The sequence below is a fragment of the Pseudomonas putida genome (assembly GCF_028682175.1).
Classification (GTDB): domain Bacteria; phylum Pseudomonadota; class Gammaproteobacteria; order Pseudomonadales; family Pseudomonadaceae; genus Aquipseudomonas; species Aquipseudomonas putida_AD.
Genome location: NZ_JANHKS010000086.1, coordinates 1 through 12,244, shown reverse-complemented (window position 1 = coordinate 12,244; position 12,244 = coordinate 1). Strand labels below are relative to the sequence as shown.

10 protein-coding genes are annotated in these 12,244 nt (G+C 62.4%); 5 read left to right on the top strand and 5 right to left on the bottom strand.

Going from position 1 to position 12,244, the window contains the following annotated elements:
- Positions 1-52 precede the first annotated feature (52 nt).
- Positions 53-787, bottom strand: a complete 735-nt coding sequence (locus tag NPS29_RS28120) for a phosphoadenylyl-sulfate reductase (protein ID WP_274136735.1) — start codon at positions 785-787, stop codon at positions 53-55.
- Between the two features lie 169 nt (positions 788-956).
- Here NPS29_RS28120 and thrH point away from each other — a divergent pair, with 169 nt between their 5' ends.
- Complete coding sequence (gene thrH / locus NPS29_RS28115; protein ID WP_274136734.1) at positions 957-1,574, top strand: bifunctional phosphoserine phosphatase/homoserine phosphotransferase ThrH; 618 nt, start codon at positions 957-959, stop codon at positions 1,572-1,574.
- A gap of 97 nt (positions 1,575-1,671) precedes the next feature.
- Here thrH and pabB read toward each other — a convergent pair whose 3' ends face one another.
- From pabB to NPS29_RS28095, 4 genes are all read right to left on the bottom strand, one after another.
- Positions 1,672-3,018 carry an aminodeoxychorismate synthase component I gene (gene pabB / locus NPS29_RS28110; protein WP_274136733.1) on the bottom strand — a complete coding sequence of 449 codons (1,347 nt, stop codon included), beginning with the start codon at positions 3,016-3,018 and terminating at the stop codon, positions 1,672-1,674.
- A 204-nt stretch (positions 3,019-3,222) separates the two neighbouring features.
- On the bottom strand, positions 3,223-4,191 hold the full coding sequence (locus tag NPS29_RS28105; RefSeq protein WP_274136737.1) for an alpha-L-glutamate ligase-like protein: 969 nt from the start codon (positions 4,189-4,191) through the stop codon (positions 3,223-3,225).
- Positions 4,191-5,741: an inactive transglutaminase family protein gene (locus NPS29_RS28100; RefSeq protein WP_274136732.1), complete on the bottom strand. Its 1,551-nt coding sequence runs from the start codon at positions 5,739-5,741 to the stop codon at positions 4,191-4,193. The genes NPS29_RS28105 and NPS29_RS28100 overlap by 1 nt, the downstream gene beginning before the upstream one ends.
- 4 nt (positions 5,742-5,745) lie before the next feature.
- Entirely contained in the window at positions 5,746-6,291 is a 546-nt protein-coding gene (locus NPS29_RS28095) for an ATP-dependent zinc protease family protein (protein WP_274136731.1), read from the bottom strand.
- A gap of 265 nt (positions 6,292-6,556) precedes the next feature.
- Between NPS29_RS28095 and NPS29_RS28090 the strand changes: the two genes are divergently transcribed.
- The 4 genes from NPS29_RS28090 (at position 6,557) to acnD (ending at position 12,232) form a co-directional block, all read left to right on the top strand.
- The gene (locus NPS29_RS28090) at positions 6,557-7,279 is read left to right on the top strand and encodes a GntR family transcriptional regulator (protein WP_274136730.1); all 723 of its coding nucleotides are present in this window, start codon (positions 6,557-6,559) and stop codon (positions 7,277-7,279) included.
- Entirely contained in the window at positions 7,276-8,166 is an 891-nt protein-coding gene (gene prpB, locus NPS29_RS28085) for a methylisocitrate lyase (protein ID WP_274136729.1), read from the top strand. The genes NPS29_RS28090 and prpB overlap by 4 nt, the downstream gene beginning before the upstream one ends.
- A gap of 145 nt (positions 8,167-8,311) precedes the next feature.
- Complete coding sequence (gene prpC / locus NPS29_RS28080; protein WP_274136728.1) at positions 8,312-9,439, top strand: bifunctional 2-methylcitrate synthase/citrate synthase; 1,128 nt, start codon at positions 8,312-8,314, stop codon at positions 9,437-9,439.
- Between the two features lie 201 nt (positions 9,440-9,640).
- Positions 9,641-12,232, top strand: a complete 2,592-nt coding sequence (gene acnD, locus NPS29_RS28075; protein ID WP_274136727.1) for a Fe/S-dependent 2-methylisocitrate dehydratase AcnD — start codon at positions 9,641-9,643, stop codon at positions 12,230-12,232.
- Positions 12,233-12,244: the final 12 nt, after the last annotated feature.

Here is a 12,244-nt window from a genome sequence, read left to right as displayed (position 1 = left end):
GGCGATCTTGAGGCCGCCCCCCGCCGGCAAGCCGTGCTGCTACGGGTGAGGGTTACGCTTTTGAGATTAAATTCCCGGCATGCAGGCCGCATTCCTTCTGCGTGGCTTCTTCCCACCACCAGCGGCCTTCGCGTTCGTGCTGGTTTGGCAGCACCGGGCGGGTGCAGGGTTCGCAGCCGATGCTGATGAAGCCGCGCTCGTGCAGGCTGTTGTACGGCAGCTCCAGCATGCGTATGTAGTTCCACACCTCGGCGCTGCTCATCTGCGCCAGCGGGTTGAACTTGTACAGCGTGCGCTCGGGCGTGGAGAACGCGCCGTCGATCTCGGCCACCGCCACGTTGTTGCGGGTGCCCGGGCTCTGGTCGCGGCGCTGGCCGGTGGCCCAGGCTTTCACGTCCTTGAGCTTGCGTCGCAGCGGCTCGATCTTGCGCACGCCGCAGCATTCGCCGTGGCCATCCTTGTAGAAGCTGAACAGGCCCTTTTCCTTGACGAAAGGCTCAAGCTTCTCGCGGTCCGGCGACACGATGTCGATGTCGATCTTGTACTGCTCGCGCACCTGATCGATGAAGCGATAGGTTTCCGGGTGCAGGCGGCCTGTGTCCAGGCTGAACACCTTGACGTTCTTGTTGATCTTCCACGCCATGTCGACCAGCACCACGTCTTCGGCGCCACTGAAGGAAATCCACAATTCGTCGCCAAACTGCTCGAAGGCGAACTTGAGGATGTCCTGGGGGGACTTGTTGGCGTAGGCCGAGGCGATTTCCTCGACATTGAAAGGATGACTCATCAGGCGGCTTCCTAATCAAGAGTGGCGCTTAGGCGCTCGTAATGGCGCAGATGGTAACAAAAACCTTCAGCCGATTGCCGCAAAACCTGCGTTTGCGCAGGGCGGTGCAGGCTGGTTAGAGTGCAGCTTGCCGACCCATTGCCTCCATGAGGCGCACAAGGAGTGAACTGTGGAAATTGCCTGTCTTGACCTCGAAGGGGTGCTGGTTCCGGAAATCTGGATCGCGTTCGCCGAGAAAACCGGCATCAAGTCGTTGCGTGCTACCACCCGCGACATCCCTGATTACGATGTGTTGATGAAGCAGCGGCTGCGTATTCTCGACGAGCACGGGCTCAAGCTCGCCGACATCCAGGAAGTGATCGCGACCCTCCAGCCCCTCGATGGCGCCGTGGAGTTCGTCAACTGGCTGCGTGAACGCTTTCAGGTGGTGATCCTCTCCGACACCTTCTACGAGTTTTCGCAGCCCTTGATGCGCCAGTTGGGCTTCCCGACCCTGCTGTGTCATCGGCTGGTGACGGATGAGGCCGGCAGGGTGACCGATTACCAGCTGCGCCAGAAGGACCCCAAGCGCCAGTCGGTGCTGGCCTTCAAGAGCCTCTACTACCGCGTGATCGCCGCCGGGGATTCCTACAACGACACCAGCATGCTGGGCGAAGCCGATGCAGGGATTCTGTTCCATGCGCCGGACAACGTGATTTGCGAGTTTCCCCAGTTTCCGGCAGTGCACACGTTCGATGAGCTCAAGCGCGAGTTTATCAAGGCGTCGAATCGGGTGTTGAAGTTGTAACTGGACGCTGTCCGTAGCAGCACGGCTTGCCGGCGGGGCGGTGTGTCAGGCGAAATTGTCGTCACAGCCACACCGCCCCCGCCGGCAAGCCGTGCTGCTACAACCCCTCAAGCGTCTGCATCAGCACCCGCACTTTGGTGAAGGTTTCCTGGTACTCGGCTTCCCACTGGGAATCGGCGACGATCCCGCCGCCGCCCCAGCAGGAAATCTGCCCGTCCTGGGCCAGCAGGCTGCGGATGGCGATGGAGCTGTCCATCTCGCCGCGCACGTCCAGGTACAGCAGCGAGCCGCAGTACAGCGAGCGACGGCTGGGTTCGAGTTCGTCGATGATCTGCATCGAGCGGATCTTCGGCGCGCCGGTGATCGAGCCCCCGGGGAAGGAGCCGCCCAGCAGGTCCAGCGCGTCCTTGTCGGCGGCCAGCTCGCCGGTCACCACGCTGACCAGATGGTGCACGTTGGGGTAGCTTTCCAGGCCGAACAGTTGCGGCACCCTGACCGATCCTGTGCGGCAGGAACGGCCCAGGTCATTGCGCAACAGGTCAACGATCATCAGGTTTTCCGCACGGTCTTTCGGGCTGGCCAGCAGTTCCTCGGCATAGGCGGCATCCTCGGCTGGTGTGGTCCCGCGCGGGCGGGTGCCTTTGATTGGCCGGGTCTCGACCTGGCGCTGGCTGACTTTGACGAAGCGCTCCGGCGACAGGCTCAGGATCGCATCGCCGTCGGCCAGGCTCAGGTAACCGGCGAACGGCGTCGGGCAGGCGACGCGCAGGGCCTGATACGCCGCCCACGGATCGCCACGGTATTGGGCGCGAAAACGCTGGGCGAAGTTGACCTGATAGCAGTCACCGGCCTGGATGTAGGCGTGAATGCGTTCGATGGCCTGTTGATACTGCCGGGCATCGATGTCGGTTGCGAAGGGGGCGCTCAGGTGGAAGCTGGCATCGTCTGACGTGGGCAGTGGCTGCGCGAACAGTTCGATCAGGCGCTGGCGCTCGTCGTCGGCCAGCGCCGGATGGAACACCAGTTGGCTGCTGCGCAACTGGTGATCGCTGACCATTGCCCAGCCGTAAAGGCCCAGGCGTGCCGTTGGCAGGTGCAGGTCATCCGCTGCCTGTGCAGGAAGCGGCTCCAGCAAGCGTCCGAAGTCGTACGCAAGATAACCGATCAGGCCGCCGGCAAAGGGCAGGGGGCTGTGTTCGGGAAGTTGTGCATCGCCCAGTCGGGCGAGGCTGTCGCGCAGGCGCTGGAGGAATGCAGTGCCGGTTTCGTCGGTCGCAGGCGCCAGGGTTTCCAGCGGCCAGGCACTGAGGATGTCGAACCGGCCTCGATCCGCCTCGGGGCGGCCGCTGTCCAGCAGTACGGCGCCGGGGGCGTGGCGAACGAGGGAGAAATACCCGGTCGGGTCAGCGTGGTAGGCGAGCGGGTAAACGGAACAGATTGGCATGGCAGGAAAAGACAGTCGTGGCGCGCGGACGGCGATTGTAGTCCTCCGGGGGGCTGGCTCCTAGAGGGGTGTCGGAATTCGGCATATCCACGCCGACCGTAGCAGCACGGCTTGCCGGCGGGGGCGTCGTGTCAGACGGCACACCTGTGACTGATTCACCGCTCCCGCCGGCAAGCCGTGCTGCTACGGGGAATGTGGAGAGTGTTAAACGTGGCCGAACAGCTCTTGCACGAACCTGACCCTCTCTTGTGGGCTGTCGTGGCGTCCCTCGGCGGCCAGTTCTTCCAGGCGTTGCTCTACCGCCGTGGTGCGGTGGGTCAGGCCGCAGTCGTTGGCGATCTGGATGTTCAGGCCGGGGCGGGCGTTGAGTTCGAGGATCAGCGGGCCGCGCTCCTGATCCAGCACCATGTCCACGCCGATGTAGCCCAGGCCGCACAGCTCGTAGCATTCGGCGGCCAGCTTCATGAAACCGTCCCAGTTGGGCAGTTGCACGCCGTCCACGGCATTGGTGGTGTCGGGGTGTTTGCTGATGATGTTGTTCAGCCAAGTACCACGCAGGGTCAGGCCCGTGGCCAGGTCGACGCCCACGCCGATGGCGCCCTGGTGCAGGTTCGCCTTGCCGCCGGACTGGCGGGTCGGCAGGCGCAGCATGGCCATGACCGGATAACCCATCAACACGATGATGCGGATGTCAGGCACGCCTTCGTAACTGATGCTCTTGAAGATCTGGTCCGGCGTGACCCGGTATTCGATCAGCGCACGATCCCGGTGGCCGCCCAGGGAATACAGGCCGGTGAGGATGCTGGAGATCTGATGCTCGATCTCCTCATGGCTGATGATGCGCCCGGACACCGTGCGGTAACGGCCTTCGAAGCGGTCGGCGACCACCAGGATGCCGTCGCCGCCCGCGCCCTGGGCCGGCTTGATGACGAAGTCGTTGCGCCCGCCGATGATCTCGTCGAGCTTTTCGATTTCTTTTTCGGTGGAAATGATCCCGTACATTTCCGGCACGTGAATGCCGGCGGCGATGGCCCGTTCCTTGGTGATGATCTTGTCATCGACGATGGGGTACAGGCTGCGCTTGTTGTACTTGAGCACGTAGTCGGCGTTACGCCGGTTGATACCCATGATGCCCTTGGCTTCCAGCGCCTTCCAGGTCTTCCACCAACCGATCATTTGACGTTTTCCCGTTCGGCGTCTTCCTTGATGAAGGCCTTGAAACGGATCAGCTCGGTCAGGCGGTAGCCGCGATAACGTCCCATCGCCAGCATGAAGCCCACCAGGATCAGCAGGATCGCCGGGAAAGTGAACACGAAATAGATGAACTCCGGCACGCTCATGATGATGTGCGCCAAGGAGGCGGCGAACAGGGTGCCGACCGCGACTTTCATGGCATGGCTGCCGCCGCGCTCTTCCCAGGTGATCGACAGACGTTCGATGGTCATGGTCAGGATCACCATCGGGAACAGCGCCACCGACAGCCCGCGCTCCAGCCCCAGTTTGTGGCTGAACAGGCTGATGGCGGCGATCAGCACCACCACGAAGGTCAGCACCACCGAAAGGCGCGGCAACATTTGCAGCTTGAGGTGCTCAAGGTAGGAACGCAGCGACAGCCCCAGTGCCGTGATGATGGTGAACAGCACGATGCCGAAGCCCAGTTGCGTCTCGCGGAAGGCCAGGGCGATCAGCACCGGGGTGAAGGTGCCCAGGGTCTGCAGGCCGATCAGGTTACGCAGGATCAGGATCACCAGCACGCCGATGGGGATCATCACCATGATCATGAAGGTCTGCTGGGTCTGCAGCGGCAGGCCGTAGAGCGAGTATTCGAGGAAGTCGGCGTCGGTGCTTTCGTCGGTCAGCTTGGCCAGGCGGATGGCGTTCATCTCGCTGTTGTTCAGGGTGAAGCTGACCATGGCCTTCTTGCCGCCCTCGACGGTGATCAGGTTGTCGTCACCGATCCACCACAGCAGCCTGTCCTGGGGCAGGCCCGCCTCGCCGGTTTCCGGGTTGAAATACAGCCAGTCCTTGCCGTTGAAGCTGCGCAGCCAGAGTTCCGGGGTCTGCGGCTGGTCGGCCACTAAGCGAATGGTGTGCACTTTCTCCACCGGCACGTGGGCGATGGACAGCAGGATTTCCGTGACCCGCGCCTTGTTCTGCACCGACGGATCGCCGGCCAGCAGCAGCTTGACGTTGTCATCGGACAGGTTGTTGACACGCTTGATGGCTTCGCTGACGAACGTCTCGACGTCCGCCGAGTGCTGGCGGATCGGCGCGAGCAGGGCGTCGGCGGCGATTTTCTCCGGGCCTTCGACGGCGATGCTGTCACGGAAGATCGGCCCCTTGACCTTGGCTTTTTCGCCGCTGTAGCGCTTGGTCAGCACTAGGCGGTAGTAGAGGGTCTGGTTGCCAGTGGCGCGGCGGGCGGACCAGGTGACCTTGCGGTTGCCGTCGGCACGGTTGACGTTGACCCCGTAATTGTTGGAGATGAAGCTTTCATTGAGGCTGATGTAGTCGCGCGAGAGCGGCGGTACGTACATCTGCACCTTGACCGAATCCTTGGGGTTGGCGACGAACTCGACCTTGGCGTCGATGTTCCACAGGTCGTCCGTTTCGTCTTCGGTCACCGGGATGCCGAGCGCCAGTATCTGATAGGCCGTGATCGCGATGCCCAGGGTGACCAGGGTCGCGATCAGGATCTTCAGATGGAGGGTTAGAGAGCGCATGTAGTTACTCTGCGGTTTGAGCATCGGTGATGCAGGCCGGTTTGCCTGCAGCATATTTAAGGCTTGGATCGACCAGCGCATCGAAGCGCTTGAGCGCTTCGGAGCCAATCAAAAGCGGGTATTGGAATGCACTTCGGTCGGTCAAGTTCACTTCTATGGTGCGAGAAGCTGCACCCATGCACACATCCAGGCTGATGACGGGCCGCGAGGTGTACTTCTTTTCATCGTCCGGATCCAGATCGCCGGCCCTGCGCTTGATCTTGCTGACCCGCGCCAGCGGCCGCTCGATGGGGTGTTCGTGGGCGTCGTCGATGGCCAGGTAGAAGCGCACCCAGGATTCGCCATCGCGCTTGAAACGCTTGATGTCACGGGCGCTGAGCGAGGCGGTCTTGGCGCCGGTGTCCAGTTTGGCGGCCACTTGCAGGTCGATGCCGGCGAGCTCTGCGTATTCGTTCAGCCCGTAGACGGTCTTGCCGGCGGCCAGGCACAGGTCGCTGAACAGAACGCCTGACAGAAGGCACAGCAGAAAGAGTAGAGGATTGCGGCTCATAGGTCCTGGCGCGGTGAAGGAATGCAAAGGGGTTGAAAAGGCGTAGGCCGCGACCAGCCTGGAACGTCTGTAACGGCGGGTAAATGCGGTCGGCATTCTAGCATGAAGGTTTTATGGCGCCAGCAAAGGGCTTTGCCGGGCGTGTGCATGCCGACGTTTTCAGAAGGGGTGGTTATTAGACGATTGTCGACAGTCTCTAAATTGTCTTTGACGCAAACAGGGTAAATGACTAGATTTGGCCTCATTGCTTTTAAAGGTGTCGACAATGTTGGATTCGACGGATTCTGCCACCCTTGCTCAGGTCGATTCGGAAACCCTGTCCGAGAACGTCTTTCGGCGTATTCAGGCGGCCATCGTCCGGGGTGATATTGCCCCCGGCAGCAAGATTTCCGAGCCGGAACTGGCGCGCACCTATGGCATCAGCCGGGGTCCGCTGCGCGAAGCCATCCACCGCCTGGAGGGCCAGCGCCTGCTGGTTCGTGTGCCTCACGTCGGTGCGCGGGTGGTTTCGCTCAGCCATGCGGAGCTGGTGGAACTCTACGAGATTCGTGAATCCCTCGAGGGCATGGCCTGCCGTCTGGCCGCCGAGCGCATGACGGTCGAGGAAATCCAGGAACTGCGTAACGTGCTGGAAACCCACGAGCGCGATTCGGCCTTTCAGGCCGGCGTCGGTTATTACCAGCAGGAAGGCGACTTCGACTTCCATTACCGAATCATCCAGGGCGCGCGCAACAGCACCCTGACCCAGATGCTCTGCGGCGAGCTGTATCAACTGGTGCGCATGTACCGCATCCAGTTTTCCACCACGCCCAACCGGCCACGCCAGGCCTTCAGCGAACACCACAGGATTCTCGACGCCATCGCCGAGCGCGATGGCGAGCTGGCTGAACTGTTGATGCGCCGGCACATCGGCGCATCCAAACGCAATATCGAACAGCGCTATCAAGCGCAGGATCATCAAGCTGCTACTGCCCGAGGTGAACAATGACTTCAAGAACGACTCCCGGCCAACGCTTCCGTGACGCCGTCGCGAGCGAGCATCCGTTGCAAGTGGTCGGGGCCATCAATGCCAACCACGCGCTGCTGGCCCAACGTGCGGGCTTCAAGGCCATTTACCTGTCTGGTGGCGGGGTGGCGGCGGGCTCCCTGGGCGTTCCGGACCTGGGCATCACTGGCCTTGATGACGTGCTGACCGACGTGCGCCGCATCACTGACGTGTGTGACCTGCCACTGCTGGTGGATGTGGACACCGGGTTCGGCGCCTCGGCGTTCAACGTCGCGCGCACCGTGAAGTCGATGATCAAGTTCGGCGCGGCGGCCATGCACATCGAGGATCAGGTGGGCGCCAAGCGCTGCGGCCATCGTCCGGGCAAGGAAATCGTGTCGCAGCAGGAGATGGTCGATCGCATCAAGGCAGCGGTGGATGCGCGCACCGATGACAGCTTCGTGATCATGGCGCGCACCGATGCGCTGGCGGTGGAAGGCCTGGAGTCGGCACTGGACCGCGCGGCGGCGTGCATCGAGGCGGGAGCCGACATGGTGTTCCCGGAAGCCATTACCGAACTTGAGATGTACAAGCTGTTCGCCTCAAGGGTCAAGGCGCCGATCCTGGCCAACATCACTGAATTCGGCTCCACGCCTTTGTTCACCACTGACGAGCTGGCTTCGGCCGATGTGTCGCTGGTGCTGTACCCGCTGTCGGCGTTCCGCGCAATGAACAAGGCGGCGGAGAATGTCTACACCGCGATCCGTCGCGACGGTACGCAGAAGAACGTGGTCGACACCATGCAGACCCGCATGGAGTTGTATGAACGCATCGATTACCACGCTTTCGAACAGAAACTGGACGCGCTGTTTGCGCAGAAGAAGGGCTGAGAGGCGCTCCGTTCGTAGCAGCACGGCTTGCCGGCGGTGACGTACGTGAGGCCGCTCCCGCCGGCAAGCCGTGCTGCTACGGGACGGTGGTCGCGAAAACATTGAATTGCCGATTCCCTTAAAACGACAAGATTTGGAGAGAGCAATGGCTGAAGGAAAAGTATTGAGTGGCGCGGGCCTGCGTGGGCAGGTCGCCGGACAGACCGCGCTGTCGACCGTGGGCCAGGCCGGTGCCGGCTTGACCTACCGTGGCTATGACGTGCGTGAGCTGGCTGCCGATGCGCGTTTCGAAGAAGTGGCCTACCTGCTGTTGTACGGCGAACTGCCGACCCAGGCTCAACTGGACACTTACCTGAAAAAGCTCGAGGGCCTGCGTGATCTGCCGCAAGCCCTGAAAGAAGTGCTGGAGCGCATTCCTGCCGACGCCCACCCGATGGACGTTATGCGCACGGGCTGTTCGATGCTCGGCAACCTGGAGCCCGAAGCCAGCTTCGAGCAACAGCGCGATTCCACCGACCGCCTGCTGGCCGCATTCCCGGCGATCATGTGCTACTGGTATCGCTTCAGCCACGAGGGCAAGCGCATTGATTGCGTGACCGACGAAACCTCGATTGGCGGGCACTTCCTCAAGCTGCTGCTGGACAAGACCCCGAGCGAACTGCACCGCAAGGTGATGGACGTGTCGCTGATTCTCTATGCAGAGCACGAATTCAACGCCTCGACCTTCACCGCCCGGGTCTGCGCCTCGACGCTGTCGGACCTGTTCTCGTGCATCACCGCTGCCATCGGCACCCTGCGTGGTCCGTTGCACGGCGGCGCCAACGAAGCGGCCATGGAAATGATCCAGAAATTCTCCTCGGCCGACGATGCGGTCAAGGGCACCCTGGAGATGCTGGCGCGCAAGGACAAGATCATGGGCTTCGGCCACGCGATCTACAAAGACAACGACCCGCGCAACGAGGTCATCAAGGGCTGGTCGAAAAAACTCGCGGACGAAGTAGGCGACAAGGTGCTGTTCCCGGTCTCCGAGGCCATCGACAAGACCATGTGGGAGCAGAAGAAGCTGTTCCCCAACGCCGACTTCTACCATGCCTCGGCGTACCACTTCATGGGCATCCCGACCAAGCTGTTCACGCCGATCTTCGTCTGCTCGCGCCTGACCGGCTGGGCGTCCCACGTGTTCGAACAGCGCGCCAGCAACCGCATCATCCGCCCGAGCGCCGAGTACATCGGCGTCGAACAGCGCAAGTTCGTGCCAATCGAACAACGCTGAGTGGTGGGAGGCCTGCACCGGGATCTGGATGCACCACGGATCCCTGTAGGAGTGAGCTTGCTCGCGATAGCGATTTGTCTGACACATGTACGGTGACTGAACGAACGCCATCGCGAGCAAGCTCACTCCTACAGGGGTGGTTGGAGTCCGGACTCAGGGGCGGACCTGCCCTTTGAAACACACCGTGACCGAGTCCTGACAATGAACACTGAATATCGCAAGCAGCTGCCCGGCACCTCGCTCGACTTTTTCGACGCCCGTGAGGCTGTCGATTCGATCAAGCCGGGCGCCTACGCCACCCTGCCGTACACCTCCCGGGTGCTGGCAGAAAACCTGGTGCGTCGCTGCGACCCGGCAACGCTCAAGGCTTCACTCACGCAATTGATCGAGCGCAAGCGCGACCTCGACTTTCCCTGGTTTCCAGCGCGCGTGGTGTGTCACGACATCCTCGGCCAGACCGCACTGGTCGACCTGGCGGGCCTGCGTGATGCGATTGCCGACATGGGCGGCGACCCGGCGCAGGTCAATCCGGTGGTGCCGGTGCAACTGATCGTCGACCACTCGCTGGCCGTCGAATGTGGTGGCTACGACCCCGATGCGTTCGCCAAGAACCGCGCCATCGAAGATCGCCGCAACGAAGACCGTTTCCACTTCATCAACTGGACCAAGCAGGCGTTCAAGAACGTCGAAGTGATCCCGCCGGGCAACGGCATCATGCACCAGATCAATCTGGAGCGGATGTCGCCGGTGATCCAGACCCTCAATGGCGTGGCCTTCCCGGACACCCTGGTCGGCACCGACAGCCACACCCCTCACGTCGATGCGCTGGGCGTGATCGCCATTGGCGTCGGCGGGCTGGAAGCCGAAAACGTGATGCTGGGCCGCGCCTCGTGGATGCGCCTGCCGGACATCATCGGCGTCGAGCTGACAGGTCGCCCGCAGCCTGGCATCACCGCCACCGACGTGGTGCTCGCGCTGACCGAATACCTGCGCAAGCAGAAGGTTGTAGGCGCGTACCTTGAGTTCTACGGTGAAGGTGCCCGTGCATTGACCCTGGGCGACCGCGCGACCATCTCCAACATGGCCCCGGAATACGGCGCCACCGCTGCGATGTTCGCCATCGACCAGCAGACCATCGACTACCTGACCCTGACCGGGCGCGACGACCAGCAGGTCAAGCTGGTGGAAACCTTCGCCAGACACACCGGCCTGTGGGGCGACAGCCTGGCCACAGCCGAATACGAGCGGGTGCTGAGCTTTGACCTGTCCAGCGTCGTGCGCAACATGGCCGGGCCTTCGAACCCCCATGCCCGAGTGGCCACGGCGGACCTGGCGAGCAAAGGCATCGCCGGTGCCTGGCAGGAGACCCCCGGCGAGATGCCGGATGGCGCGGTGATCATTGCGGCCATCACCAGTTGCACCAACACCAGCAACCCGCGCAACGTCATCGCGGCGGGGCTGCTGGCGCGCAATGCCAACAAGCTGGGACTGACCCGCAAGCCGTGGGTCAAGTCCTCGCTGGCGCCGGGCTCGAAAACCGTGGCGCTGTACCTGGACGAAGCGGGGCTGACTTCCGAGCTTGAGCAATTGGGCTTTGGCGTCGTGGCGTTTGCCTGCACCACCTGCAACGGCATGTCCGGTGCGCTGGACCCGGTGATCCAGCAGGAAATCATCGACCGCGATCTTTACGCCACGGCCGTGCTGTCGGGCAACCGCAACTTCGACGGACGCATCCATCCCTACGCCAAGCAGGCGTTTCTCGCCTCGCCGCCGCTGGTGGTGGCCTACGCCATCGCCGGAACCATTCGCTTCGATATCGAGAAAGATGTGCTGGGTATCAGCGCCAATGGCGAAGAAATCCGCCTCAAAGACATCTGGCCCAGCGACGAGGAAATCGACGCGGTGGTCAAGGCGTCGGTCAAGCCCGAGCAATTCCGTCAGGTCTACATTCCGATGTTCGCTATCCATGAGGACACCGGTCCCAAGGTCGAGCCGCTGTACGAATGGCGTCCGATGAGCACCTACATCCGTCGCCCACCGTACTGGGAAGGTGCCCTGGCCGGCGAACGTACCCTCAAGGGCATGCGCCCGCTGGCGGTCCTGCCGGACAACATCACCACCGATCACCTGTCGCCGTCCAACGCGATCATGCTCGACAGCGCGGCGGGTGAGTACCTGGCGAAGATGGGCCTGCCCGAAGAGGACTTCAACTCTTACGCCACCCACCGCGGCGATCACCTGACCGCCCAGCGCGCGACCTTTGCCAACCCGAAACTGTTCAACGAGATGGTGCAGGAGAACGGCAAGGTCAAACAGGGTTCGCTGGCGCGGATCGAGCCGGAAGGCAAGGTCACCCGCATGTGGGAAGCCATCGAGACCTACATGGAGCGCAAGCAGCCGCTGATTATCGTGGCTGGCGCCGACTACGGGCAGGGCTCGTCCCGGGACTGGGCGGCCAAGGGCGTGCGTCTGGCAGGCGTCGAGGCGATCGTTGCCGAAGGTTTCGAGCGGATTCACCGCACCAACCTGGTGGGCATGGGCGTGTTGCCGCTGGAGTTCAAGCCGGGCACCGACCGCACCACGCTGGGCATCGATGGCACTGAAACCTTCGACGTGATCGGTGAGCGCACGCCCCGTGCAACGCTGACCCTGGTGATCCATCGCAGCAACGGCGAGCGCCTGGAAGTGCCGGTCACCTGCCGTCTGGATACGGGTGAAGAGGTCTCGATCTACGAAGCGGGCGGCGTGTTGCAACGCTTCGCCCAGGATTTCCTGGAATCCTCGGTGGCGTGACATTCAGTTGCG